General features: G+C 55.3%; 28 protein-coding genes and 1 pseudogene. 9 read left to right on the top strand and 20 right to left on the bottom strand.

Translation table 11 applies throughout. The annotated features are described in order from the left end of the window. The first annotated feature begins 41 nt into the window (after nucleotides 1-41). Complete coding sequence (locus L462_RS13220) at nucleotides 42-1004, top strand: FAD:protein FMN transferase (RefSeq protein WP_032678478.1); 963 nt, start codon at nucleotides 42-44, stop codon at nucleotides 1002-1004. On the opposite strand, the gene dcuR is transcribed toward L462_RS13220, so the two are convergent. Together dcuR and L462_RS13230 are read right to left on the bottom strand one after the other, a co-directional pair. Then, nucleotides 985-1704: a two-component system response regulator DcuR gene (dcuR, locus tag L462_RS13225; RefSeq protein WP_014170753.1), complete on the bottom strand. Its 720-nt coding sequence runs from the start codon at nucleotides 1702-1704 to the stop codon at nucleotides 985-987. The two genes, L462_RS13220 and dcuR, sit on opposite strands and share 20 nt — an antisense overlap. Then, nucleotides 1701-3317, bottom strand: a complete 1617-nt coding sequence (locus L462_RS13230) for a sensor histidine kinase (RefSeq protein ID WP_032678477.1) — start codon at nucleotides 3315-3317, stop codon at nucleotides 1701-1703. The genes dcuR and L462_RS13230 overlap by 4 nt, the downstream gene beginning before the upstream one ends. A gap of 164 nt (nucleotides 3318-3481) precedes the next feature. Here L462_RS13230 and L462_RS13235 point away from each other — a divergent pair, with 164 nt between their 5' ends. Next, nucleotides 3482-4345: an N-acetylmuramic acid 6-phosphate etherase gene (locus L462_RS13235; RefSeq protein WP_032678476.1), complete on the top strand. Its 864-nt coding sequence runs from the start codon at nucleotides 3482-3484 to the stop codon at nucleotides 4343-4345. 56 nt (nucleotides 4346-4401) lie between these two features. Here L462_RS13235 and ompC read toward each other — a convergent pair whose 3' ends face one another. Continuing rightward, nucleotides 4402-5568, bottom strand: a complete 1167-nt coding sequence (gene ompC / locus L462_RS13240) for a porin OmpC (RefSeq protein WP_032678475.1) — start codon at nucleotides 5566-5568, stop codon at nucleotides 4402-4404. 352 nt (nucleotides 5569-5920) lie between these two features. Between ompC and L462_RS13245 the strand changes: the two genes are divergently transcribed. The 3 genes from L462_RS13245 to L462_RS13255 all read left to right on the top strand — a co-directional run bounded on the left by L462_RS13245 (nucleotide 5921) and on the right by L462_RS13255 (nucleotide 8571). Beyond that, nucleotides 5921-6622 (top strand): phosphohydrolase, encoded by a 702-nt coding sequence (locus tag L462_RS13245; protein ID WP_020883326.1) that lies wholly within the window; start codon nucleotides 5921-5923, stop codon nucleotides 6620-6622. Between the two features lie 61 nt (nucleotides 6623-6683). Continuing rightward, a complete protein-coding gene (locus L462_RS13250; RefSeq protein WP_032678474.1) occupies nucleotides 6684-8099 on the top strand; it encodes a DNA cytosine methyltransferase in 1416 nt (471 codons plus the stop codon). Next, nucleotides 8080-8571 carry a very short patch repair endonuclease gene (locus L462_RS13255; RefSeq protein ID WP_032678473.1) on the top strand — a complete coding sequence of 164 codons (492 nt, stop codon included), beginning with the start codon at nucleotides 8080-8082 and terminating at the stop codon, nucleotides 8569-8571. The genes L462_RS13250 and L462_RS13255 overlap by 20 nt, the downstream gene beginning before the upstream one ends. Here L462_RS13255 and yedA read toward each other — a convergent pair. Next, nucleotides 8543-9457, bottom strand: a complete 915-nt coding sequence (gene yedA / locus L462_RS13260; RefSeq protein WP_032678472.1) for a drug/metabolite exporter YedA — start codon at nucleotides 9455-9457, stop codon at nucleotides 8543-8545. The two genes, L462_RS13255 and yedA, sit on opposite strands and share 29 nt — an antisense overlap. Before the next feature lie 178 nt (nucleotides 9458-9635). On the opposite strand from yedA, the gene L462_RS13265 reads away from it, so the two are divergent. The 3 genes from L462_RS13265 to dgcQ all read left to right on the top strand — a co-directional run bounded on the left by L462_RS13265 (nucleotide 9636) and on the right by dgcQ (nucleotide 12582). Beyond that, nucleotides 9636-10547 (top strand): DUF808 domain-containing protein, encoded by a 912-nt coding sequence (locus tag L462_RS13265; protein ID WP_020883330.1) that lies wholly within the window; start codon nucleotides 9636-9638, stop codon nucleotides 10545-10547. A gap of 78 nt (nucleotides 10548-10625) precedes the next feature. Beyond that, complete coding sequence (locus L462_RS13270) at nucleotides 10626-10808, top strand: YodC family protein (RefSeq protein WP_014170745.1); 183 nt, start codon at nucleotides 10626-10628, stop codon at nucleotides 10806-10808. 73 nt (nucleotides 10809-10881) lie between these two features. Continuing rightward, nucleotides 10882-12582 (top strand): cellulose biosynthesis regulator diguanylate cyclase DgcQ, encoded by a 1701-nt coding sequence (gene dgcQ, locus L462_RS13275; RefSeq protein WP_032678471.1) that lies wholly within the window; start codon nucleotides 10882-10884, stop codon nucleotides 12580-12582. On the opposite strand, the gene L462_RS13280 is transcribed toward dgcQ, so the two are convergent. Next, nucleotides 12567-13367, bottom strand: coding sequence for a mannosyl-3-phosphoglycerate phosphatase-related protein (locus tag L462_RS13280; protein ID WP_032678470.1), 801 nt, complete (start codon nucleotides 13365-13367; stop codon nucleotides 12567-12569). The two genes, dgcQ and L462_RS13280, sit on opposite strands and share 16 nt — an antisense overlap. A 302-nt stretch (nucleotides 13368-13669) precedes the next feature. After that, on the bottom strand, nucleotides 13670-13897 hold the full coding sequence (gene yodD / locus L462_RS13285; RefSeq protein WP_032678469.1) for a YodD family peroxide/acid resistance protein: 228 nt from the start codon (nucleotides 13895-13897) through the stop codon (nucleotides 13670-13672). Nucleotides 13898-14026: 129 nt separating this feature from the next. Between yodD and dsrB the strand changes: the two genes are divergently transcribed. Further along, complete coding sequence (gene dsrB, locus L462_RS13290; RefSeq protein ID WP_020883333.1) at nucleotides 14027-14215, top strand: protein DsrB; 189 nt, start codon at nucleotides 14027-14029, stop codon at nucleotides 14213-14215. Nucleotides 14216-14319: 104 nt separating this feature from the next. Here dsrB and rcsA read toward each other — a convergent pair whose 3' ends face one another. The 14 genes and pseudogenes from rcsA to fliF all read right to left on the bottom strand — a co-directional run bounded on the left by rcsA (nucleotide 14320) and on the right by fliF (nucleotide 25860). Continuing rightward, entirely contained in the window at nucleotides 14320-14943 is a 624-nt protein-coding gene (gene rcsA, locus L462_RS13295; RefSeq protein WP_008500313.1) for a transcriptional regulator RcsA, read from the bottom strand. A gap of 278 nt (nucleotides 14944-15221) precedes the next feature. Then, nucleotides 15222-16023 (bottom strand): annotated as a pseudogene (fliR, locus tag L462_RS13300) (flagellar biosynthetic protein FliR). Nucleotides 16024-16030: 7 nt separating this feature from the next. Further along, nucleotides 16031-16300, bottom strand: coding sequence for a flagellar biosynthesis protein FliQ (fliQ, locus tag L462_RS13305; protein ID WP_008500315.1), 270 nt, complete (start codon nucleotides 16298-16300; stop codon nucleotides 16031-16033). A 9-nt stretch (nucleotides 16301-16309) separates the two neighbouring features. After that, on the bottom strand, nucleotides 16310-17047 hold the full coding sequence (gene fliP, locus L462_RS13310; RefSeq protein ID WP_008500316.1) for a flagellar type III secretion system pore protein FliP: 738 nt from the start codon (nucleotides 17045-17047) through the stop codon (nucleotides 16310-16312). Next, complete coding sequence (gene fliO, locus L462_RS13315) at nucleotides 17047-17421, bottom strand: flagellar biosynthetic protein FliO (protein WP_025203802.1); 375 nt, start codon at nucleotides 17419-17421, stop codon at nucleotides 17047-17049. Before fliO ends, fliP begins: the two co-directional genes overlap by 1 nt. A 2-nt stretch (nucleotides 17422-17423) precedes the next feature. After that, entirely contained in the window at nucleotides 17424-17837 is a 414-nt protein-coding gene (gene fliN / locus L462_RS13320; RefSeq protein ID WP_014170738.1) for a flagellar motor switch protein FliN, read from the bottom strand. Continuing rightward, a complete protein-coding gene (gene fliM, locus L462_RS13325; protein ID WP_014170737.1) occupies nucleotides 17834-18838 on the bottom strand; it encodes a flagellar motor switch protein FliM in 1005 nt (334 codons plus the stop codon). The genes fliN and fliM overlap by 4 nt, the downstream gene beginning before the upstream one ends. A 4-nt stretch (nucleotides 18839-18842) precedes the next feature. Then, nucleotides 18843-19313, bottom strand: coding sequence for a flagellar basal body-associated protein FliL (fliL, locus tag L462_RS13330; RefSeq protein ID WP_020883336.1), 471 nt, complete (start codon nucleotides 19311-19313; stop codon nucleotides 18843-18845). Nucleotides 19314-19419: 106 nt separating this feature from the next. Continuing rightward, nucleotides 19420-20658 carry a flagellar hook length control protein FliK gene (gene fliK / locus L462_RS13335; RefSeq protein WP_032678468.1) on the bottom strand — a complete coding sequence of 413 codons (1239 nt, stop codon included), beginning with the start codon at nucleotides 20656-20658 and terminating at the stop codon, nucleotides 19420-19422. Continuing rightward, nucleotides 20655-21098: a flagellar export protein FliJ gene (fliJ, locus tag L462_RS13340; RefSeq protein WP_014170734.1), complete on the bottom strand. Its 444-nt coding sequence runs from the start codon at nucleotides 21096-21098 to the stop codon at nucleotides 20655-20657. The genes fliK and fliJ overlap by 4 nt, the downstream gene beginning before the upstream one ends. 21 nt (nucleotides 21099-21119) lie before the next feature. Next, the gene (fliI, locus tag L462_RS13345) at nucleotides 21120-22490 is read right to left on the bottom strand and encodes a flagellar protein export ATPase FliI (protein ID WP_032678467.1); all 1371 of its coding nucleotides are present in this window, start codon (nucleotides 22488-22490) and stop codon (nucleotides 21120-21122) included. Further along, nucleotides 22490-23197 (bottom strand): flagellar assembly protein FliH, encoded by a 708-nt coding sequence (gene fliH, locus L462_RS13350; protein ID WP_032678466.1) that lies wholly within the window; start codon nucleotides 23195-23197, stop codon nucleotides 22490-22492. Before fliH ends, fliI begins: the two co-directional genes overlap by 1 nt. Next, on the bottom strand, nucleotides 23190-24188 hold the full coding sequence (fliG, locus tag L462_RS13355) for a flagellar motor switch protein FliG (protein ID WP_014170730.1): 999 nt from the start codon (nucleotides 24186-24188) through the stop codon (nucleotides 23190-23192). Before fliG ends, fliH begins: the two co-directional genes overlap by 8 nt. After that, nucleotides 24181-25860 (bottom strand): flagellar basal-body MS-ring/collar protein FliF, encoded by a 1680-nt coding sequence (fliF, locus tag L462_RS13360; RefSeq protein WP_014170729.1) that lies wholly within the window; start codon nucleotides 25858-25860, stop codon nucleotides 24181-24183. The genes fliG and fliF overlap by 8 nt, the downstream gene beginning before the upstream one ends. Nucleotides 25861-25992 lie beyond the last annotated feature (132 nt).

The raw sequence follows: 25992 nt of genomic DNA, 5'->3' as shown, positions 1-25992 counted from the left end.
ACGCCCCGTGTATCCGGCATTTCAACCAGGGAGCTTGCACCATGTCTTCTGACCACCGCGTCTACAGTTACTCCGCCGTTCTGATGGGATCGCCCATTCTCCTGAAGCTTTTCTCTCATGATGAAGCCCTCGCTTCTCGCGTTTTTAGACTGATTAAACAGTATGAAGACCTGCTGACCGTCAACCGTGCCAGCTCGCAGGTGATGGATATCAACCATGCTGCCGGCCAGCATCCTGTCACCGTCAGTCGCCCGGTTTTTGAGCTTATCCGCTGTGCGAAAGCGGCAAGCCAGCTCAAGGACAGCGCATTTAACCTGGCCATCGGCCCGCTGGTGAAACGCTGGAAAATCGGTTTTCGGGGAGATAGCGTTCCGCCTGCCGATGAAATCGCGTCGTTGCTCGCCATTACCCATCCTGAGGATGTGGTCCTTGATGAGGCCAGCAGCAGCGTGTTCCTGACCCGGGCGGGCATGGAGATTGATCTGGGGGCCATCGCCAAAGGCTATATCGCCGACAGAGTGCGCGATTACCTGCGTAAAGAGGGTGCTCAACTGGGGCTTATTAATCTTGGCGGTAATATCCAGACGCTGGGTTCACCAGAAGGGGGCTGGAGCGTGGGGCTCAAAAAACCGTTCGCCGGGGAGGCGCTGATCGGTACGATGACCGTAGAGAACATGTCGGTGGTGACATCGGGTACCTACGAACGCTTTTTTGAGCAGAACGGCAGGCGTTATCACCACATACTTGACCCGCGCACCGGCTATCCGCTGGATAACGAACTGGACAGCGTCACCATCATTTCGAAAAACTCCATTGATGGTGATATCTGGACCACGCTGATGTACGGCATGGGCGTCAGTAAAGGCTGTTCAGCGCTGCGTGCACGACCCGACATTGAAGCAATCTTCGTGACCAAAACAAAAGAAGTGGTGCTCTCTTCAGCGCACCACTTCCGCTTTACCTTGCTGGATAACAGCTACCGCGTTACTGACAGTACTGCTTGAGCAGTGCCGTCTGCTCGGGCTGCAGGCGATAGCGATATACCGGCCGCCCGGTGGCACCGTAGTGAATGCTGGTGAACAGAATGTTGATTTGCGCCAGCCAGATCAGGTACTTGCGACAGGACACGCGCGAGATATTGACCGCGTTTGCCAGATCATCGGTGGAAAACTCCGTCTCCGGGTGCGCATCAATCCACTGACAAATCGTACGCAGCGTTTGCGGCGTTAACCCTTTCGGCAGTTTTTTACTGTCCGCCAGTTCCGGCGCACCGCCGTGGATCAATCTGTCGACGTCGGCCTGCTCATAGTACTGATGCGATCCCATCAGGCTGTGCTTTGCCTTCCAGCCGTTCAGCGCCTCTTCAAAACGCGGGAACTGGAACGGTTTAATCAGATAATCCACCACACCGTAATGGATGGAGGTCTGGATGGTGGCGGCATCGGCGGCGGAGGAGATCATAATGACATCGATCGGCCGGCCTGAGGCACGGATGACGGGAAGGAGATCCAGCCCGTTATCCTGCTGCATATAGACATCCAGCAGCACCAGATCGACAGGCTGGCTGGGGTCGTTAATGATGGCCCTGGCCTGGTTGAGCGTGGAGGCGACGCCGCAGCAGCTAAAGCCTTCAACACGGTTGACATACAGACGGTTGAGGTCGGCCACCATGGCATCATCATCGACAATTAACACATTTATCACGCGATATTCCTCTCGCTATCCCAGGGGATGTGAACAAAAAATTGGGTAAATACGCCAGGCTCAGACTCGACGGTAATGTCTCCGCCCAGGTTCTGGATCTGCTGACGAGCAAGGAACAGCCCAACGCCGCGATTTTCGCCTTTGGTTGAGAAGCCCTTTGTAAAAACAGCCTCGAGCTGAGCCGGATCAATACCGGGGCCATCGTCGCTGACTTCGCAACTGAGCCAGCCATTCTGATAATGTAGCAGCAGGCCAATTTCGCCTTCCTGCTGTCCTTCCATCGCGTCGAGCGCGTTTTCAATGAGGTTACCCAGCACGGTAATCAGCACCGCAACCTGCTCTTCGTTGGCGGTATCCGGTATCTGGCACTCATCGGCCAGCGTCAGGGCGATCCCTGCTTCCTTAGCCCGGTTGATTTTACCCAACAGGAACCCGGCTATCACCGGAGATTTAACTTTGCTCTGAATGGTACCAATATCGGTCTGATAATTATGCGCCGTCTGGATGATGTACTCTTCAAGTTTGTCGTAGCGCTTCATATGCAGCAGACCGAGGATCACGTGCAGTTTGTTCATAAACTCGTGCGTATGGGAGCGCAGGGCATCGACATAATTGACCATGCCATCAATACGCTGCATCAGCTGGCTGATTTCCGTTTTATCGCGAAAAGTGGTGATGGCACCAATAACCCGCTCCTGGCTTTTAACAGGCACCATGTTGCACAGCAAGAGTCGCCCGTTGCAGCTGATCTCCTGATCCTTGCGTGAAATGCCACTCTTCGAGACTTCCCGCAGGCTTGCCAGCAGGGGAGCACTGGCATTTTCGGTCTGTTTGCCGGAAGGCAGAAGCAATATTTCTCTGGCGGTGTGGTTAATCATCGTCACCCGACCCTGAATATCCACGGCCAGTACCCCTTCGCGAAGCGACTGCAGCATCGCCTGCCGCTGTTCGAACAGCGCCGAGATCTCATACGGCTCAAGGCCGAACAGGATACGTTTGAGCACGCGAACCAGACCCCAGATGGCCAGCGAGCTCATTAATATACTGAATAATATGGTCCAGATGGCGTTAAGCCGCCCACGGGCAATCTGATCTTCCACTTTTTTAAGGGAGATTCCGACCACCACTACGCCGATCTGCTCGTGCTGGCTATCAAAGACGGGTGTGAAGACGCGAAGCGCTTCGGCGAGGGCACCCCGGTTAACGGCGACATGCTCCTTTCCTTCCAGCGCAGGCGTCAGGTCATCGCCGATAAAGTGCAGACCTAGCAGGGCTTCGTTCGGGTGCGAGTAACGAATACCGCGCATGTCGGTGACGACGGTGAAGAGCAGGTCGTTGCGCCTGGTGACCGCCTGGGCGATGGGTTGAATAATATCCGCCTGGGGAGCCTGCATCAGACCGCGTTGAATTTCGGGACTGTCGGCCAGCGTTCGCGCGATCCCAAGGGCCGTATCCTTAACATCATCGCGGGTGGCGCGGGTGATTTGGACGGAATAGAGCGCAAATACCAACAGCAGCACAGAACCGATAATCGCGCACACCATTAACGTGACCAGGGTGTTCAGTTTCATGGGGCGCTTGCGCGTCAGGGGGAAGGGCTGCAAATCGCTCATCAAAACTCCGCGATGATTAAGAAAGGGGTAATTATCGCCGATGACGCGCGTTTCTTAAAGCCATGTAAAGGCATGGATTCGGTCCTCTTTTCGTGACCCTCCTCGCAGGTCACCTGTCTAAAACACTTTATAGTGTAGGGGTACTCATAATAAGGAGGTTGTTTATGAGCATTACGCTTACCGGTTCGGTCAAGGAAAGACGGCACGCCAGCACGATGAATATCGATAGATTGTCCACGCTGGACATGCTGAAAGTCATTCACCAGGATGATGCCCTCATCTCCGCTGCAATAACCCCATGTTTAACAATGATCGCCCGCGTGGTGGATAACGCCGCTGCGACCCTGAGTCACGGTGGTCGTCTGGTCATTGTTGGCGCCGGCCCGTCAGGCCGTGTCGCGCAGCAGGCAGCCGATGAGTATGCCCCGGGAAAAACGCCAGTGATCGCCATAACGGCGGGAGAGGAGGCGGGCAGCTACGAGCGCGGTGTCGCTGACCTGCAGGCCATCAAATTTGGTGAACAGGATATGATGCTGGCGGTCACCGTCAGCGGCAAAACACCGTGGGTCTGGGGCGCGATGCGCCATGCGTGGTCGTTGGGTTCCCCGGTCGCGGCTATTACGGATGACGCGCAAAGTGAAGCCGCGCAGCTGGCGAGCATGGTGATTGCCCCGGAGCTTGGCGCGGACGCGATCGCGGGTTATATCAATACCAAAGCCGGGATCGCACAAAAAATGATCCTGACCATGATAACCACCGGCCTGGCGGTTCGAACCGGACGCGTGTTCAGCAACCTGCGCGTGGATCTGGACGCCAGCAACACCAAATGGTCTGAACGGCAAATTGCCATCGTCATGGAAGCGGGGGGATGCACCCGGTCAGCGGCGAAAGCCGCGCTGGAGAGTTGCAACCATAACTGTAAAACAGCGGTGCTGATGGTGCTGACAGGGCTGGATGCCTGGAAGGCGCATGAACTGCTGGCGCAGAACAACGGCTTTATTCGTCTGGCACTGCAGGAAGCTCCGTAACATTTCTCTGTTGAATAAAAAAAGCCCGCGATGCGGGCTTTTATCGTATTGGGAAGTTAGAACTGGTACGTCATACCTACGCCAACGATGTCATCTGTAGAGATGCCGTTTGCTTCGTAGAAGCTTTCGTCGTTGTCCAGCATGTTGATTTTGTAATCAACATAGGTGGAGAAGTTTTTGTTAAAGTTGTAGGTCATGCCGACGTCGATATAGTTAACCAGATCCATGTCGCCATGCTGGCCCTGTGGGTTACCCGCATTGCCAGGATAAGTCATATCCTTGCCTTTGGAGTAAACCCATGCCAGGGACGGACGCAGACCGAAGTCGAACTGGTATTGCGCCACGACTTCAAAGTTCTGCGTCTCATCCGCAATCCCGGTATCGCCATATGGCGTCATATTACGGGTTTGCGCATACATCATCGCCAGATAAACGCTGTTGGCATCATATTTCGCGCCAACGGTCCACGCTTCCGCAGTCTTACCGCCGGCGAAACGTGCGCTGTCTTGTATACCCTTCGCTTCCTGCTCATTGGTACGGTCAGAAGAGGAGTAGGCCGCGCCTAAGGTCAGGCCAGACAGATCGCCGGAGAAATCATAGGTCGTGGACATACCGAAGCCGTCACCGTTCTGGAAACGCACGTCGTTATGACCGTTCTTGGTCCCTTCCTGATCTTCTGTTGCGTCCTGACCTTCGTTTGCCCCCTGATACTGCAGCGCAAAGTTCAGACCCTCAACCAGGCCGAAGAAATCGGCATTACGGTAGGTCGCCACACCGTTTGCACGGCCGACCATGAAGTTGTCGGTCCAGGTATAAGAATCGCCCCCAAATACGGGCAGCATATCGGTCCAGGCTTCAACATCATACACGACGCCGTAATTACGACCGTAATCGAATGAACCGTATTCGCCATATTTCAGGCCAGCGTACGCCAGACGGTTAAATGAAGTATCACCGGCGTCTTCGGTATTATTGGCGTAGGTTTTATATTCCCACTGGCCATAACCAATAACATCGTTAGTGATTTGTGTTTCGCCTTTGAAACCAATTTGTACATAGGTTTCATCGCCATCATCCCCAGGGTGATCAGAGAAGGTATGGCGCGCATCGATCTTACCGTACAGATCAACTTTATTGCCGTTTTTGTTATACATTTCAGCTGCATGTGCTGCGCCAGCCATTAATAACGCGGGTACGAGAATTGCCAGGACTTTTCTTTTCATTATATATTCCCTTTAAAGATAATTAATATGAATATATGTAATCACTCTCTGTCATTACAGAATTGATACTATTCTACGCAATGTCATTTTGGTTCAAAAATAAATGTAATTAAAATCGTAGAAATATTGCAAAACATTTCTATCTGTCGCTTTATTTTTCTGGTGAATTAGAGTTAAGGATGTATAGAAATAAATTATCATTAAGTATTTAGCGGCAGTATTATTTAATATCTCCAATTGATATTAAATATATTTCCTCGGGAATGCAGGGTACACGCGTCCCTGTCAGGACAAGCCGTGATAGCGGCGGGGAAAGTTGCTATTGTAGCCTTTTTAACAACAGGACGTGATGATGGAACTTACGCAGTGGCAGTCTCGCTTTGAGCGTTGGCTCGATGAAAACCACGCGACCCACGACGCCGCGCATGATATTTCGCACTTTCGTCGTGTCTGGATGACGGCGCAAAAAATCATGGCGAACCAGGCGGTCGATTCACTGGTGGTACTGACCGCCTGTTATTTCCATGACATTGTCAGCCTGCCGAAAAACCATCCCCAACGCAGCCAGTCATCACGTCTGGCGGCCAGCAAGACGCTCGATATTCTGCGTCGCGATTTTCCGGATTTCTCCTCTGAACGCTATGCGGCCGTGGAGCATGCCATTGAAGCGCACAGTTTTAGCGCCGGTATCGCACCGCACAGTCTTGAAGCCAAAATTGTTCAGGATGCTGACCGGCTGGAAGCGCTTGGTGCTATTGGTCTTGCGCGCGTCTTTGCGGTATCGGGGGCGCTGGGCGTGGCGCTCTTTAACGCTGAAGACCCGTTTGCCGATGCGCGCACCCTTAATGACCGCGCCTTTGCCCTCGACCATTTTCAGACCAAGCTGCTGCGCTTGCCTGATACAATGCACACAGACGTGGGGCGCGAACTTGCGCAACACAACGCCGATTTTCTCATCCAGTTTATGGCGAAATTAAGTGCCGAATTACAGGGCGACTGCCTGGGGCTGGATAGCCAGGTGCTGAGCCGCTTCCGTCGCAGTTTGAGCGAGTGAACTGTGGTAATCTGTTTCCAGTCTTTATTCTCCGGTTAAAAGAATGCAGGAAAATCGATCAGTGAGTGAGCCCGCGCCAGAGCAGGCTGAGAAATCAACGGCAACGGTGCAGGCTTTATTGCGCCAGCTGCTGGATATCTATGATGCTAAAACGCTGGCGAATCAGCTGGTGGCGCACGGTGAGAGCCACTGGAGCCCGGCAATCCTGAAGAGACTGCTGACCAGCGAGCGGGCAGGGCAGCGTCTGAGTGAGGGCGAGTTTCGTTACCTGCAAAACCTGCTTCCGCGTCCTTCAGCCGCGCACCCGAACTATGCCTTCCGTTTTATCGATCTGTTTGCCGGCATTGGCGGCATTCGACACGGGTTTGAGGCCATTGGCGGGCAGTGTGTGTTTACCAGCGAGTGGAACAAACATGCGGTCCGTACCTACAAAGCCAACTGGTACTGCGATCCCCATGAACACCGTTTCAACGCCGATATCCGTGATGTTACGCTGAGCCACAAAAGCGGCGTGAGTGATGAAGAGGCGGCTGAGCACATTCGCCAGTCAATTCCGGCCCATGATGTCCTGCTGGCGGGCTTCCCGTGCCAGCCTTTCTCGCTGGCCGGCGTGTCGAAAAAGAATGCCCTCGGACGCGCCCACGGTTTTGCCTGCGATACGCAAGGCACGCTGTTCTTTGATGTTGTCCGCATTATCGACGCCCGTCGTCCGGCGATTTTCGTGCTGGAGAACGTCAAAAATCTCAAGAGCCATGACGGCGGAAAGACCTTCCGCATTATCATGCAAACGCTCGATGAGCTGGGGTATGACGTAGCGGATGCTCAGCATATGGGCGCGGATGACCCGAAAATCATCGACGGTAAACATTTCCTGCCACAGCACCGCGAACGCATTGTGCTGGTTGGTTTTCGCCGCGACCTCAACCTGAAGGGGGATTTTACCCTGCGGGATATTCCCTCTTTATACCCTGCGCGTCGCCCAACCGTGGCCGACCTGCTGGAACCTGTCGTCGACGCGAAATTTATCCTCACCCAGGTGCTGTGGAAATACCTCTACCGCTATGCGAAAAAACACCAGGCCAAAGGCAACGGTTTTGGCTTCGGGATGGTTAATCCGAACGATCCGCACTGTGTGACGCGCACGTTGTCCGCTCGCTACTATAAAGATGGCGCAGAGATCCTGATCGACCGGGGCTGGGATAAAGCGCTGGGGGAGAAAGATTTTGACGATCCCGATAACCAGCGTCACCGTCCGCGCCGCTTAACGCCACGTGAATGCGCTCGGCTGATGGGGTTTGAGACCCCGCAGGGTTATACCTTCCGCATTCCGGTGTCGGACACCCAGGCTTATCGGCAGTTTGGTAACTCGGTGGTCGTTCCCGCGTTTGCGGCGGTGGCAAAACTGCTGGCCTCCCGCATCAGACAGGCCGTGGCGTTACGTGAGAGTGAGGCCGTCAATGACGGATGTTCACAATAAGGCGACGCGCAGTAAAAACATGCGTGCCATCGGCACGCGTGATACCGCCATTGAAAAGCGGCTAGCCGGGCTGCTGACCGAGGCGGGGTTTGATTTCCGCGTGCAGGATGCCGCGCTTGCGGGCCGTCCTGATTTCGTTATCGATGCGTATCAATGCATCATCTTTACCCACGGCTGTTTCTGGCATCACCACGACTGCTACCTGTTTAAGGTTCCCGCGACGCGTACGGATTTCTGGCTGGAGAAGATTGGCAAGAACGTCGCGCGGGACAACCGTGACCTTAGCACGCTTCTCGCGCAGGGCTGGCGGGTGTTGATTGTCTGGGAGTGCGCGCTGCGCGGCAGATTAAGACGTAACGATGCCGACCTGACAGAACGGCTGGAAGAGTGGATCTGCGGCGGCGGGCAGGCCGCGCAGATCGACACCCAGGGTATTCACCCGCTTACGGTTTCTCCACCTCACACGGCGTAACAACCGGCTTCGCAGGAAGCAGATATTTCCCCAGCGTTACCAGCACAACGGCAAAGACAATCACGCCCAGCGCCAGCCATTCCACCGGGGACAACGTTTCGCCCGCAAAGCTGGTGCCCAGCAGTACGGCAACCACCGGGTTCACGTAAGCGTAGCTGGTCGCGATCGCCGGCGAGACATTGCGGATCAAGAACATATAGGCGTTAATGGCGATGACAGAGCCAAATAATGCCAGGTAACCCACGGCCAGGAAGCCCGAAATGTCCGGCATGGCTGTCAGTTTTTCGCCCGTCAGCGTTGAGGCAATCAGCAGCACAATTCCCGCCGCGAGCATCTCAATCGCGCCCGCCATCATGCCGGTCGGCAGCTCAATTCGTGAACCGTATACCGACCCAAATGCCCAGCTCATGGAGCCGATCAGGATAATCACTGCGCCCCACGGATTTCCGCTCAGGTTACCGCCGCTGTTGAGCAGGATGATCCCGGCAAGCCCGATCCCAATCCCTACCCATTCGAGCTTGCGGGTGCGGATGCCGAAAAGACGGCTAAAGCACAGCGTAAACAGCGGGACGGTCGCGACCACGACGGCGGCAATTCCGGACGGCACGTTCTGGTGCTCGGCGACCGTCACAAACCCATTCCCTATGGCCAGTAGCAGCAGGCCAATCAGGGCGGCATTGAGCATCGGGCGAAGCGGAGGCAGCTTATGGCCCCGTAACAGCAGGAAGGCCATCAGTAACACGCCCGCCGAGAGAAAGCGTACGCCCGCCATCATGAGCGGCGGCCAGCTCTCCACGCCGATACGAATGACAAAGTAGGTGGAACCCCAGATGATATACAGCGAAAAAAGTGCCCCAATGAGCGGTAGCAGTTGCCGGAAACGCATAATCCCTCGCGACAAAATGAAAAGGTCGCTGACAGTAAACGCCAAAACTATCGGGCTGGCGAGCGCTTTAATTGTGTAGTTGATGTGAATTTTTTGTTGACGCGAGGTGCCTGTTTCCGGGTTTACACTTTTGCTCCATACTATTCACTTAATTACCAAAAAAAGAAGGAATGAGATTTTGGCAGGAAGTAGCTTATTAACATTACTGGATGATATTGCCACCTTACTGGATGACATTTCGGTGATGGGGAAACTGGCGGCGAAGAAAACCGCCGGGGTTCTGGGAGATGATTTATCGCTCAACGCCCAGCAGGTGAGCGGCGTTCGGGCCAACCGTGAATTACCGGTGGTATGGGGCGTAGCGAAGGGTTCATTCCTGAATAAGGTGATCCTGGTGCCGCTTGCGCTGCTGATCAGCGCGTTTATCCCTTGGGCGATCACGCCGTTGCTGATGATTGGCGGCGCATTTTTATGCTTCGAAGGCGCTGAGAAAATCCTGCACTCGTTCGCCGCACGTAAGAACAGCGACACGCCGGAAATGCGCCAGCAGCGTCTTGAGGCGCTGGCCGCGCAGGATCCTAAAACCTTCGAGCGTGATAAGGTGAAAGGTGCCATTCGTACCGACTTTATTCTGTCGGCGGAGATCGTGGCCATTACGTTAGGTATTGTCTCTGAAGCACCGCTTCTGAACCAGGTCCTGATCCTCTCCGGGATCGCTATTCTGGTCACGGTGGGGGTGTACGGGCTGGTGGGGCTTATCGTTAAGCTGGATGATATCGGCTACTGGCTGGAAGAAAAATCGAGCGCTATCGCCAAAGGTATCGGCAAAAGCCTGCTGGTGACCGCGCCCTGGCTGATGAAGAGCCTGTCAGTGGTGGGTACGCTGGCGATGTTCCTTGTCGGAGGCGGTATTGTGGTTCACGGTATCGCGCCGCTGCACCATGCTATTGAACATTTCGCCTCGGCGCAGGGCAGCATAGTGGCGGCAATTCTGCCCACGCTGCTTAATCTTGTGCTGGGCTTTATCATTGGCATTATCGTGGTTGGGGCCGTAAAACTGGTCGAAAAAATCCGCGGAACGTCGCACTAATTGTTACCTGTTGCGGGGTGCAAAAAGATCATTCCTCGTCTAAATTGAAAACGTTTCACCCTGATACAGGAGGCAGGTATGGTCTTTTTGGTCAGTGATGAAGTTAAGCCTAAGAAGGGCGGCCCACGTATGATTGTCACCGGGTATTCCAGCGGTATGGTGGAATGCCGGTGGCACGACGGTTATAGCATCAAGCGGGAAGCGTTCCGTGAAGATGAGCTTCAGCCGGGAGACGGGCAGCGCAAGCGAGACAAGGCTTAATGACATAACGCCCGGCTTTGCCGGGCGTTTTTACCTTCCGTATCCGGCGTCGGGCAGTAATCAGGGAGTGTGTGTGCAGCGCGAGACCTTTGTTGTAAGACGATCTTTTCTGCAATGGCTGCATATGCGTAGCAATCCGGGGTTGATTGTTAATCTCTGTTTTCTCATCGTACTGATATTTTCCACGCTCCTGACCTGGCGAGAGGTGGTGGTACTGGAAGATGCGTATATCTCCAGCCAGCGTAATCATCTGGAAACGGTAGCCACTTCGCTGGACCGGCAGTTACAGTACAGCGTGGATAAAATGCTTTTTTTCCGCAAAAGCATGCGTGATGCCATCCAGACGCCGCTGGCCTTTGATGTCCTGTATGAAGCGATTTCACGCTTTAACGCCTTTCGCACGCGCCCCAGCTGGCAGCTCGCCGTTGATAAAAAACGCACTCTCCCCATTAACGGCGTGTCGGATGCGTTCGTCGAAAAAACCACGCTGTTGAATCGTGATCCTGAGCGTATCAGCAATGAAATTTCTGCCGCCCTCGAAGTGGGGTATTTACTCCGACTGGCGTCCTCGGTGGGGCAAAGTGAAGAGCGGGTTATCTATGCGTCACGCGCCGGGTTTTACCTTGCGACGGACGCGCCTGAACAGACGAGTGATATTAGCCAGCGCTATTACTATCTGGTTACCCAGCCGTGGTTTACCCAGCAGTCTGAACGTAACAATCGCGCTCGCGCGGTGCGCTGGTTTATCTCCAGCCCGTCCCCCTGGACCGGTGGTGAACGGATGATCACGGCCAGCGTGCCGATCTATTTTGACCATTACTGGTATGGCGTTGTGGCGATGGATTTCTCATTGAAGACCATGAAACATCTGCTGGAAGAGGCAACGCAAGAGCGTACAGAGGGGGAATATCAGCTGTACGACACCCGGCTGAATATGATTGCCACGTCAGAAGAGGCCGGCAGCCTGGTGAACCGGTTTGACGAACGCGAAACGGCGCAGATAGCACACGCAATCGAGAACGATACCGGCGGGGGGATCCGCCTCGGAAGCCGCTTTATCAGCTGGGAGAGGCTCGATCACTTCGATGGTGTGATTTTACGCGTTCATACCCTGCATGAAGGCGTGAAGGGGGACTTCGGCAGTATCAGTATCGTGCTGGCGCTGCTCTGGGCACTCTTCACCGCCATGCTTCTTATCTCGTGGCTGGTTATCCGTCGGATGGTCAGCAATATGTACACGCTTCAGCACTCTTTGCAGTGGCAGGCCTGGCACGATCCGCTCACCCGCCTGAATAACCGTGGTGCCCTGTTTGAGCGTGCCAAAATGCTGTCGGAAAAATGTCGGCAGCAGTCGCTGCCGTTCTCGGTGATTCAAATCGATCTCGACCATTTTAAAAGCATTAACGATCGCTTTGGCCATCAGGCCGGGGACAAAGTGCTTTCCCATGCCGCGGGCCTGATTGGCAGCGCACTGCGCAAGAATGATGTTGCCGGACGCGTGGGTGGGGAAGAGTTCTGCGTGGTACTGCCCGGTAGCGGGCTTGAAGAGGCGAGGGGGATTGCGGAACGCATTCGCTCACGCATCAACAGTAAAGAGATCCTGGTGAAAAAGAGTACCACCGTGCGTATCAGTGCCTCACTGGGGGTAAGTAGCGCCCAGGAAAAGGACAATTACGATTTCGAACAGCTGCAGTCAGTGGCGGATGCCCGGTTGTATCAGGCCAAGCAGTGCGGGCGCAACCGGGTGTTCTGGCACGATCAGGATAAGAAGTGATCCAGCCCCTCCTGCCAGCCCGCGGGTCCGGGCTGTTGCGTGTGGTACACCCGGGCGGGGTTATCGTCACGTAACGTGATGCCCTGCCGGTTAATGCCCTTGATCACCACGGCGTAGTCCACGCTGTCCAGCAGCGGGGCATCATTTGGACCATCGCCAAGCCCCAGGGTGACCGGCACAATGCCTTCCCGCTCACGGTACTGCTCAATCAGCCAGTCAACCGCAACGTCTTTACCGCAGCGAGCATCCAGAACATGCCAGAAGCGGGCTCCCTGCAGGCATTTCAGGCCGCACTGCGCCAGCGCCTCGTCAAATTGCGCCATTTTTTCATCGCTGTCGCGCCAGATGAGCGTAACGGAGGCTTCGTGTCGGCGCGCGAGGGTCGAACGATAGCGCGTCAGCCCCGTCCACTCGCTGATTACCCGTTCGTCGACGTCATCAAAGGTGGTGAATTTAAAGCCCCGCTGCTGGCGAATCTGGTCGATCAGCGGGCGAATATCACGGTGCGTCATCCCCCTGATGTGGCGTCGACCTGTCTCCCAGCGCACGTCGGGCTGAATCACCGCGCCATTCTCAGCTATGAAGGGCAACCCCTCCAGGCCCAGATCCTGCTGGATATCCAGCATTTCTGCCGCGGTCTTGCTGCTGCAGAGAATAACCGGCACCTGGTTATCCTGGAGGGTGTCCAGCCAGGGCATGGCCGGTTGCCACTCGTACGTATGAATATCGAGCAACGAGCCGTCGAGATCGGAAAAGATCAGCAGGCTATCCTGCAGTGAAGGCATAACGACTCCTGATAACTGACAAACTGCCACCTAAGAATATTCCTAAAAAAATTCCTAATGCTTAAGTGAGGCAAAAGGGTATCTTTCCTGCCAAACCCGCATTCGGCGCATGTTGTCCCTCATAACTAAATTTATTATGTACCAAATATTATATTCGCCATGAGAATATATGCTTGTCATACAAAATGGTTGAGGATAGTGTTTTGTGTACATCAGATTTCCTGGTGTAACGAATTTTCAAGTGCTTCTTGCATAAGCAAGTTTTGATCCCGGCCATCCCCATGACCGGGATTTTTTTCGTCCTAACGATTTGCTTCAGACACGCTAAAATCATGAATATCAAGCTCGAAGGCCTCCGCCAGTTCACGGTAGGTGTGATAATCCCTTCCGTTCACAATGACCCTGTCTGAATTGTCGTCTGAACGAAGGACTTCTGACTCACTGATTTCATTGATGGCGGCCAGCAGGGCATCGACATCCACCTCAACCTCGCGTTTGATGGTGTCGCTGTACTCTTTGTCGGTCTTCATTACGGGGTACCTCATTTTGCCGTCTCCAACCGTAAGTATAGACTGCGCACAAAAACGCCATTCACACCGGGCAGCGATGCCAGTTAAGGCGTTTTGTTCTACACTGGCTCAAAACCAGAGGAGGAACGTATGAAGGTCAACGATCGGGTAACCGTTAAAACGGACGGTGGACCGCGCCGCCCGGGTGTGGTCCTGGCAATTGAAGAATTTAGTGAAGGCACGATGTACCTGGTATCACTTGAAGACTACCCGCTCGGCATCTGGTTTTTTAACGAACTGGGACACCCGGATGGCATCTTTGTAGAGAAAGCGCAATAGCATGGCGTCGGGTGGCGACTGGCGCGCCCGACACTGTCCACAGAAGCAAAAATCTCTGGCCAGGCCAGAGATCAAAGGTAGGGTGCAAAGGGTTTTTTTAGCGACTAACGCATGTTGACGAAAATCCCGTTCGTCACATTATCGGTGAGGCGTACCACGTGATAGATCACTTGCTTATTATGCGTTTTAATTTTCCTTTTAATATTTCCTTTATGTGACGAAACGGTTTTGGCTTTAATATTCATCTGGTCTGAGATCTGAATAGTCCCTTGCCCTGCCATCCACATTCGCAGCATGCTTGATTCAGTCCTGCTTAATGATAGGGTGGGTAAGTTAACCGCTCCTACATTTTTAACTTCTTTATTCAAATAATCACCCAGAATGTCATCCAGCGACTCTGGTTTAATCGATTTAGAACTGATCAATAAATTTTTGCGAACCAACAAATACTCATCGAAATGGATATTCGCGATCGCCATAAAAACAATAAACAGGGTTTTTGGATGCTGATTAATGATTTGCTTAATGTGCTGACTGTTGGCTGGATCGTGAATGAAACAGTCCTCATTAATAAACACCACGCCTGGTTTAAGTTCGTCACAAGCGGCTGCGAGTTCGTCAACGGTGTGTGCATCGTTGATGTCTCTCTTTCTTACCCCTCTGCTTGCCAGGTACCCGGTTAACCCTAGCCGGGTGTAGCTGCATAAATCCATAATGATCGTTGACATGGCATACCCTCACTCAATGCGTAACGATAATTCACCATCTGCCTGAGAGCTCATAACAGCCATACGGGATGGAAAAAATTAATAAACCTGTGAGCATGACAAAGACTTTCAGGCGGACTCACTATCCCGTAAAGTTACGTATAATTTGCCAGGAATCTTCTTAAAGTAAAGTAAATATTAAGTATTGTGAGGTGGTTAGAAACAATTAAACCGCGTCAGATATATCCTGGAAGATGTTTTTCACGTTTTATTTTAGGAATATCCTCAGAAAGACAATATCAACTGTGAGGGCTATTATTTACGCGGTAGCTCACTGACAATATCTGCTAACAGATTGAATATCTCGCCGAATAAGTGCTCACAGAAGGGGGCGATAAGGGGCATCAGTAATGACATTAATAAAATACCGACCGTCAGCGTCAGCGGAAAACCAATGACGAACACCGAGAGCTGCGGTGCCATTCGGTTGAGTAACCCTAAGGCGAGGTTCACGGTCAGCAGCAGGGTGATAATCGGCAGCGCCAGCATCAGGCCATTCAGGAAAACAAGCCCGGCCGCACGCGTAAGCGCCAGAAACGCGTTGCTGTTCACCGGGTTTTCCCCAATCGGCAGCGTATGGAAAGTATCCACCAGCATGGAGATCAGCCACAGATGGCCGTTGAACGACAGGAACAGCAGCATGGCGAGCAGATCGATAATGCGCGCCAGCACCGGCATGTTGAGGTGGCTGCCGGGATCCACAAACGTGGCGAATGATAAACCCATTTGCAGGCCAATCAGTTCGCCGGCGGTCCGCACGGCCGCGAAGGCAAGCTGCATGGTAAAGCCTACGGCCACGCCAATCATCACCTGTTGCAGTGCAACCCACACCGCTTTCGCCGAGAAGATCGGAATATCCACGGGCGGGAGAGAAGGGGCGACGATAATGGTGATGATGATGCCCAGCCCCACTTTGACGCGCTTGGGTATCGTTTTCTCACTGAGAATGGGGGCCGTTGTAATCAGCGCCAGAATACGCAGCATCGGCCAGAAATAGACGCCAAGCCATTGAACCCACTGGTCACTGGTGAAGTGCAGCATCGTCGGGTCAGCCGATGATGTACGGCAGATTGGTAAACAGGTTGCGCATATAGTCCAGCAACAGGTTCAGCATCCACGGCCCGGCAACGATAATCGCCACGAACACGGCGATAATTTTTGGGATAAATGACAGCGTCATTTCGTTAATCTGCGTGGCGGCCTGCAGGATACTGATAATCAGACCGGTCACCAGCGCGACAAGCAGTAACGGCGCGGCAACGGCTATCGCGATTTTCATCGCTTCCGTGCCCATCATCATGACCGATTCTGGCGTCATTACGGCTCCTTAACTGTAGAAACTCTGCGCCAGCGAACTGACCAGCAGTTGCCAGCCATCGACCAGGACAAAGAGCATGATCTTAAAGGGCAGGGCAATGGTGGCCGGGGGCACCATCATCATCCCGAGCGCCATCAGAACGCTGGCGATCACCAGATCGATAATCAGGAACGGAATAAAGATGGTAAAGCCAATCTGAAAGGCCGTTTTCAGCTCACTGGTGACATACGCAGGCAGCAGAATACGCATCGGAACGGCTTCCGGTCCCTGAAGCTCGCCGGTATTGGACAGGCGGGCGAAGAGTGCCAGGTCCGCTTCCCGGGTCTGGCGGAGCATAAACTCCCGCAGCGGCTGAGCCCCTTTATCGAGCGCCTCCTGCATGGAGATTTTATCTTCGCTAAACGGCTGGTATGCGTCGGTATAAATCTTGTCGATAACCGGCGACATAATGAAAAAGGTTAAAAACAGCGCCAGACCCAGCAGTACCTGGTTAGGCGGCGCGGACGGGGTGCCCAGCGCATTGCGCAGCAGGCCAAAGACGATGATGATTCGGGTGAAGCTGGTCATCATCAGCAGGATCGCCGGAATAAACGTCAGCGAGGTGATGAAAACCAGCGTCTGCACCGGCAGCGACCAGCTTTGCCCGCCGCCTGCAAGAGGGGTTGAGACCAGACCGGGCAGTTGCGCGTAAACCGCAGGGGCAAACAGGCCGACGCCCGCAAGCGTAAGGGATAACAAACGGCGCATCAGGATCTCCCGGAACGCTTAAGCAAACTCTTCATGACGGACTGAAAATCCGCAGGGACTTCTGCGCGCTCGTCACCCGTTGCCGGGGCTGGCGGCAGTTTATGCAAGACGTTGATGCTGGAGGCAGTCACGCCCAGCACCAGCCGTGCATCTTCCACATCGACAACGACCACGCGCTCGCGTGGCCCCAGTGTCGTGCTGGCGCTGACCTTCAGACCGCGGGTGCCGGCGGTTTTACCCGCCAGGCCGAAGCGCTTCGCCAGCCATGCGGCGATAAGAATAAAGGCAATAATACCGAGCAACGCGCCGCTCACCTGGAGCAGCGGAGAGCCGGGAACGGCAGAGGGCTGTGATATTGTTGCCTGGGTTTTCATGCTTAACGGCTCAGACGACGCATACGTTCAGATGGCGTAATAATGTCGGTGATGCGCACGCCGTATTTATCGGCAACCACCACGACTTCACCCTGGGCAATGAGATAACCGTTGATCAGAATATCCAGCGGTTCGCCGGCGAGACCGTCAAGGGCCACCACGGAACCCTGCGTCAGACGCAGCAGCTCTTTAATGGTCATCCGGGTGCGGCCCAGTTCCACGGTCAGCTTAACCGGGATATCCATAATCAGATCAATATCCTGCAGCGTACCGCTGACATCGCCGCCGCCGAGCTGCTGGAACACAGCATCCGCTGCACTTTTGGCCGGAGTCGTTTTTTGCTCGTTTAACGCGTCAGCCCACAGATCGTCCAGTGCTCCGCTGTTTTCATCGGACGGATTGTTCATGTCACTCATTTGGGCTGTTCCTCATTCAGCGAATTCAATATCGGGTTGATCAAGTGCTCAACGCGTAACGCATACTGACCGTTAATTGTGCCGTACTGACTTGTCAGCACGGGGACACCATCCACATGGGCAATAATGCGGTCGGGTTTTTCTATCGGCAAAACATCGCCGGGTTGTAATTTCAGGATCTGGGATAAGCGCAGCGGGATATCCGCGAAGCTCGCCACCAGCTCAAGCTGAGAATGCTGAACCTGACGCACCAGGTTTTCACGCCAGTTCTGATCTTCGTTGCGTGAGTTCTCCAGCGGCGGGTTGACCAGCAGTTCACGCAGCGGTTCGATCATGCTGAACGGCAGGCAGATGTTGAACTCACCGGTCAGGTTACCGATCTCCACATGGAACGGGGTATTCACGACGATATCGTTCGGGGAGGTGGTGATATTGGTAAATTTCACCTGCATCTCAGAACGTACGTACTCCACTTCCAGCGGGTTAATCGCTTTCCACGCGTCGCTGTAAGATTCCAGCGCCAGCTTCAGCATGCGGTTGATGACGCGCTGCTCGGTGTGGGTAAATTCACGCCCTTCCACTTTGGTTGGGAAACGCCCGTCGCCACCAAACAGGTTATCCACCGCAATGAACACCAGGCTTGGCGAAAACACCACCAGACCTGTGCCGCGCAGCGGTTTCAGGTGGATCAGGTTAAGGTTCGTTGGCACCGGCAGGTTGCGGGCAAACTCATGATACGGCTGAATACGGATCGCACCGACCGTGATATCCGGGCTACGACGCAGCAGGTTAAACAGCCCCATACGGAACTGACGTGCAAAGCGTTCGTTAATGATCTCCAGCGCCTGCAGACGTTCACGTACTACGCGGCGCTGGGTATTGGGATCATAAGGACGAATATCGCTATCGCCGCCAATACCCGGTTGCGGATCATCGTTCTTATCGCTGTCGCCGTTAAGAAGCGCATCGATTTCTGCCTGAGAAAGAATACTGTCGCCCATGTCGTTACCGCAGTATGAAGGCTGTATACAGAACGTCAGTGACTTCCTGCTTGGGTTGACCGTTTACCAGCGGGGTCGCCAGCGTCTGTTTAATGGCGTCGACCAGCTTTTGCTTACCGTCATCGGTAGCAAGCGTTGAGGCGTCCTGACGAGAGAACAGCAGCAGCAGACGGCTACGCACTTCAGGAAGATAATCATTCAGGCGCGCACGCGTGGCTTCATCTTTCAGGCGTAACGTAATACCCACATACAGCACACGATCCGCATCACCCAGATTCACGGTGAAGGTATCCAGTGGGAAGAATACCGGTGCCGGCGGAGGAGGCGGTTCGGCTTTGGCCGCAGCGGTAGAAGGTTCCTGCTGCATACGCCAGTAACTATAGCCCGCGGTAGCGCAGGCGGCGAGCGTGATTAACACCAGCAGCGGGATCCAGATGGAACGCTTGCTTTTTTTGGTGATCGCGGAGTCAGTCATCTGATACGAGCTTCCTGTTTCGGTACAGCTTAATAAGGTGATTATCCCGTGTCCTGCTGTCGTCAAAGCGTGGAAAAGACGGGGATAATCACGCTACCTCTGGCGTTTAGGCAAAGATGTCTACGGCACTGTTGCCACGCGCCGCGGATTGCAGGGCGGCAGGGGCAGGCAGTAACTCATCGCTCTCCTCATTAAAACCGCCGGTATTACCGGAACGTGAAGCCTGTTGCTGCTGTTGAGAGGGGGACTGCTGCTGTCCGGCAAAGCTCTCGCTGCTGACACTGCTTTGCGCGAGCTGAATGCCACTCTCAGCAAGCGACGTGCGCAGGACAGGCAGTGCAGCTTCCAGGGCCGCACGCACGTGGCTGTGCGCCGACACCATTTGCAGTTGTGCCTGGTTATCATCCAGTTTCAGGGTAATCTGGACCTGGCCCAGATCTTCCGGGTGCAGACGCAACTCTGCGGTCTGCTGGCCCTGTTTCGTGAACAACGTAATGTGCTGACTCAGGGATTGCTGCCACTCCTGGGTTCCCAGCGGCTGGCTCAATACCGGTGCCGTGGCAACGGTTGCGGCAGCGTAGCTGTTGACGTTGCTGGAAATGACGGGCGCAAGCGTTGCGCTCGGGGCTGTTGAAGAGGGTGAACTGGCGAGATCCTGCTTCTCAGCGGCGGCGGCTACGATCGGGGTCGCCGGTGCGCTGACCGGTTGAGACGGATCGGCGTTTTGCGCCTGCGCCTGATAAGTCGACGCTTGTTGCGCTTTTTCATGGCCCGCCAGCAGGGTGCTCATGGACTGTTGACCTGCACCATTTTGCGAAAGCGCGGCAGCGTTCAGCGTTGATTTCGCCGTCAGGCCATTGCCTGTCGCGCCAGAGGCCACCGGCGTTGCCGTCTGCTGGTGGGGCAGCATCGCCATCAGCGCGCTCAACCCTGCCAGCTCTTCTTCGCTCAGCTCGCTTTTGCTGTCATCCTGCGTTTTCACCGCGCTCAGGGTCTTCAGGGCATCACCTTTTGAAACCGGCACCAGCCCGGAAACAAGGGTTTCCAGCGGGGTGGCTGCTGTCGGTTCATCGCCTGTCAGGGCTGGTTGACGCGAGAGCAGGTTGGCTATTTTGGCCTGCAGGGTATTCTCTCCCCCGGCTTCCTGAGCAACTTTTGACAGCTTACTGCCGGCTGCTTTCAGGTCAGCCAGCGTCAGCGGCGCATCGTTGCTATGGCCTGTTGCGTCCGTCAGGGCGCCTGCCAGCAGAGAAAGAAAGTCTTGTGCACCGTCGGTGCCTTTCCCTGTTTGCATGCCGCCCGACAGGTCGCTGTCGGTCATCAGCAGTTGTTGCAATGTGATCATTCCGGTTTCCTCATTGATGCGCGCTGGGCAAACTCATCCATTTTCTTCTGATCCAGGCGGTTTTCCGCCAGGGTCGTTGCCGCGATCTGTCGGTCCTGTAAGGTCTGCCAGGCCTGCAGTCGCTGCTTTTTCTCGCGCCAGAAATTCAGCGCGGTGTCGACTTTCTGGGTCCACTGGTTAAGCTGCTGGCGATGCTGTTCAATCGCCTTTTCCAGCGTCTGAATAAACTGCTGATAGTTAATCCAGCGCTGGCTTCCAATGCCCTGTGTCATATCGGTATTGAGGTTGGTGCGATATTCATGCTGATAGTCGATTAACATCTTCAACTGCTCTTCAGCCTGCTGGCACCCGCGTCGCATTGCGCCGAGCTGCAATGCGGCATCATCAACTTCTTTCTCAGCCAGATCTTTCAGCGTTGATAACGCGCTGTTTTGCGCCATGACCTTCGCCCTCCACCTGTGTTACACCTGCGGGAAAATCAGCTCCAGTGCCTGGAGTGAGTCTTCCCAGTCGGCGCGTTCAAAAATACCTTGTTGCAGAAACGCCTCCAGCTGCGGCCACAGGCTAATCGCTTTGTCGAGCATCGGGTCGCTGCCTTTGGCATACGCCCCCACGCTCACCAGATCGCGGTTGCGCTGGAAGCTGGAGAGGAGTTGTTTGAAGTTACGCACGCGGGCGTAGTGCTTCTCTGTGATCAATGCCGTCATTGCACGGCTGATTGATGCTTCGATATCAATTGCCGGGTAGTGACCGGCTTCGGCCAGACGGCGCGATAACACAATATGACCGTCGAGGATCGCACGCGCGGAGTCGGCAATCGGGTCCTGCTGGTCATCGCCTTCGGTCAGAACCGTATAAAAAGCGGTGATTGAGCCGCCGCCGCTGATGCCGTTTCCTGCACGTTCGACCAGCGCCGGGAGCTTGGCAAAGACCGAAGGCGGATAACCTTTGGTCGCCGGAGGTTCTCCGATGGCGAGAGCGATTTCACGCTGCGCCATCGCATAGCGGGTCAGGGAGTCCATAATCAGCAGCACGTGCTGGCCGCGGTCACGGAAATCTTCCGCGATACGGGTGGCATACGCAGCACCCTGCATACGCAGTAACGGTGAGACATCCGCCGGTGCGGCGATGACCACCGAGCGGGCACGGCCTTCTGCACCGAGAATATTTTCAATAAAGTCTTTTACTTCGCGACCACGTTCACCGATCAGACCCACGACGATGACATCGGCCTGGGTGTAGCGTGCCATCATGCCAAGCAGGACGGATTTGCCCACTCCTGAGCCGGCAAACAGGCCCATACGCTGCCCGCGGCCTACGGTCAGCAGGGCGTTAATCGGGCGTACGCCGGTGTCGAGGACATGTTCGATGGCGGTACGCTGAAGGGGGTTAAACGGCTGGGTGATCAGCGCGCCGGTTTCGGTGGTATCCGGCGAGGGCAGGCCGTCCAGCGGTTTACCGCTTCCGTCCAGAACGCGGCCAAGCAGGGCAGGGCCAAGCGGGAGCTGTTTCCCGCTTTGCAGTCCATCGCCGCTGATGTTTTTCGCATACACGCGCGCACCGGGCAGAATACCTTCAACTTCTTCAAGGGGCATCAGGAACAGGCGTTGGCCGTTAAAACCGACGACTTCGCTCTCAACTTCACGCGTCTCTTGTCCATCCTGACGCTCAATCACGCAGGTGGCTCCCAGCGGAAGCTGCAGGCCAGTGGCTTCCAGCACCAGGCCGGTGGCCCGCGTGAGTCGTCCGTAACGGCGAACGGACGGCAGCTGCGTCATCTTCGCTTCAAAATTATCGAGCGTGTTGAGCCAGCGGGTGAGGCGTGCAGTCATCAGACGACTCCCGGTGCTGCCAGGCGGCACAGTTCCTGCCAGCGGGTCGCAACGCTGGCATCCAGGTCACCTTCATCGGCAGAGACCTTGCAGCCTCCGTGATGCAGCGACGGGTCGCCGCGCAGACGCCAGCCGTGCAGGCTCAGCGTGGCGCCCAGACTCTCTTCCACGCGCTGGAGGTCGTCCGGATGAACGCGCAGCTGCGGTTTCCCACTGAACAGCGGCTCCTGCTGAAGCAGACCCTGAATTTGTTTAATCAGCGCGGTGTTGTCCACCGCCGGCGCGTGGCCGATCACCTGACGGGCGGCTTCCAGCGCCATCTGCATCAGCCTTGAGGCAATGACGCTGTCCAGCGCATCCAGCGTGTGCTGAAACTCGCTGACCAGCTGCTGCATACGGGCGTGAAGCGGAGCCTGTTGCTGGCGCGCCTGTTCAATGCCGTGTTCTAACCCTTTGGCCAGACCTTCCTGATACCCCTGATCGTGGCCTTTCTGGCGTCCTTCGTTCAGGCCAGCCGTGTAGCCCTGCTCATGGGCCTGCATCTGCAGCTGGGCCAGCATCTGCGCGCGCTGCTCTTCTTCGCTCAGCTCAGGCTGCTCGACATCCGGGTCGCCCTCTTCGGGCGACAGCACGGCGGGTGTGAACTCTGACAGGGGAGGCGCCAGATCGTCGGGCGTCCAGCGCTTCCACGGCAGTTCATTAGACATAGGTGTCGTCTCCGCTGCCAATCACCATCTCGCCGGTTTCCGCCAGACGACGAACGATAAGCAGGATGGCTTTCTGTTCGTTTTCCACCTGAGACAGACGGACCGGGCCACGGTTGGCAAGGTCGTCGCGCAGGATATCTGCCGCACGCTGAGACATGTTGCGCAGGAACTTCTCGCGCAGCGGCTGCTCGGCACCTTTGAGGGCGATAAGCAGCGACTCGGAGTCCACTTCCTGGAGCAGGCGCTGGATGCTGCGATCGTCCACTTCGACCAGGTTTTCGAACAGGAACATCTCGTCGATAATTTTCTGTGCCAGCTCGCCGTCGAATTCGCGAACGGCGGTAATGACCGCTTCTTCCTGCTGCGTTTTCATCAGGTTGATGATCTCTGCCGCCGTTCTCACGCCGCCCATTTTGCTGCGCTTGAGGTTCTGGCCATCGAGCAGGTTGTTCAGCACTTCGGTCAGCTCCGCCAGCGCGGCTGGCTGGACACCACCGAAGGTCGCGATACGCAGCATCACATCGTGACGCAGGCGCTCTTCGAACAACGCCAGAATATCGGCCGCCTGGCCACGTTTCAGGTGGACAAGAATGGTGGCGATAATCTGCGGGTGCTCGTCGCGGATAAGGTCGGCGGCACTCTGCGGCTCCATAAAGTTGAGCGTCTCGATACCGCTGGCGGTATCGCGCGTTTCCAGAATGTCTTCCAGCAGGCTGGCAGCACGCTCTTCGCCCAGCGCCTTGACCAGCACGGAGCGCAGATAGTCGTTGGCGTTGACGTTGAGCGCGGCAAACTGTTCGGCTTCCTGCTCAAATTCAGACAGCACTTCCGTCAGCTGTTTGTTAGAGATCTGGCGTACGTTTGCCATTGCCGCACTGAGAATCTGTACTTCGCGCTGGGAGAGGTGTTTGAACACCTCGGCCGCACGGTCTTCGCCAATGGTCATCAGCAGGATGACGCTTTTATCGGTGCCTGAAAGCGTGTTACTCATGTTCGTTACCCATCCACTGGCGGATGACCAGCGCCACGACGCGCGGATCGTTATCTGACATTTCGCGAATGCGCTGGCTCATGACCTCGGCGCCCATACGCTGGTTAGCACGGCGTTGCTGCATCTGTTCGTCTTTGCTGAGACGAACTTCAACCGCATCTTCCACTTCCTGACGGGTACTGACCTGTTCGCGCGCCGCTTTTTCAGCTTCAGCACGACGCTGGAGCTGAGGACGAATGCCCTTACGCCACAGCAGCCACGCGACAATCAGAACCAGCAGCCAGCGACCTGCGGACAGCAGCTGATCGATAAACGCCTGCTGTTGCCAGAACGGCAGTTCGCCACCTGACTCTTCAACCGAGTTGAACGGTGAGTTCACCACGTTGAGCGTGTCGCCGCGCTTCTCGGAGTAACCCATCGCTTCACGGGTCAGGTCTTCAATCTGTTTCATCTGCTCGGCGGTCAACGGCAACGGCTTGCCATCCGCCAGCGTTTTGTAGTTCACCACCACCGCAACCGACAGACGCTGTACATCGCCCACGTTCAGTTTGGTGTGGCGGATGGTACGGTCCACTTCGTAGTTGGTGGTTTCGTTACGACTGCTGGTACGCGGACCGGCGGTGCTGGCTGTTGATGTGGTCTGCTGATTCGTTTGCTGACCGTTCTGCTGATTAGCCGGTGGCGTTGAGATTGGTGCCGCGTTAGCCGGTGCTGGCTGGTTAGACAGTGCACCCGGCACACCGCCTGGGTAAGCGCCGCCAACCTGTTCGTTTTCATTGACCTGACGAGAGCGCATTACCGCCTGAGCCGGGTTGCCATTCGGGCTGTATTGCTCTTCGGTCTGTTCTTTATTAGAGAAGTCAATCTGCGCGGTAACCTGCGCATGCACGTTGCTGTTACCGACGACCGGGCCAAGGATGGCTTCGATGCGACGCTGCACGCGACCTTCCACATCCGCGGCATATTTCAGCTGCGCGTCATTCAGATCGCGGCCTGCGGTATTGGACTGGGTCAGCAGATGACCACTTTGATCAACCAGCGTCACGTTACCCGGCGGGAGACCGGCAACGGCGCTGGAGACCAGATGGGTCACCGCGCTGATTTGTCCTTCATCCATTGCACGGCCAGGCTGGAGGTTAACGGTGACGGAGGCCGACGGGGATTTCTGCTCGCGGACAAACAGGGAGGGTTTAGGCATGGCCAGGTGCACACGGGCACTCTTCACCGGACCCAATGTTTCAATCGTACGGGCCAGCTCACCTTCCAGCGCACGCTGGTAGTTCACCTGCTCGCTGAACTGACTGATACCGAATTTTTCCTGATCCAGCAGTTCAAAACCTACCGCACCGCCCTTTGGCAGTCCCTGTTGCGCCAGGCGCAGACGAAGTTCGTGCACCTTATCAGCCGGTACCTCCAGCGCACCGCCGTTATCCGCAAAGCGATAAGGGATGTTCATCTGGGTAAGCTGGGTGACGATGGCACCGCCATCCTGATCGGAAAGGTTACTGTAAAGCGTGCGGTAATCAGGGCTTTTCGCCCACAAGACCATCGCTACAAGGATCGCAATTGCGGCAGCGCCTGCCACGATCAACGGGATTTTAGGATTCGCGCGAAGGCGGTTCATCCACTCGAGTGATTTATTTTGTGGCGCTGTCGATGCTGTTGCACTCATTGCGCACCTCTTAAATCCTGGTGGTTTACGTTATTCGTGTAGAGAAACAAAACTGACTCCCGGGTCGGCAAACACGACAAAAGTTCCATATTGATGGCCCTGCCATTATTTGATGATTCAGGATTTTCTATG

It is taken from the genome of Enterobacter sp. BIDMC 26, from assembly GCF_000534435.1.
Classification (GTDB): domain Bacteria; phylum Pseudomonadota; class Gammaproteobacteria; order Enterobacterales; family Enterobacteriaceae; genus Enterobacter; species Enterobacter ludwigii.
This window is presented reverse-complemented; position numbering and strand designations above follow the sequence as displayed.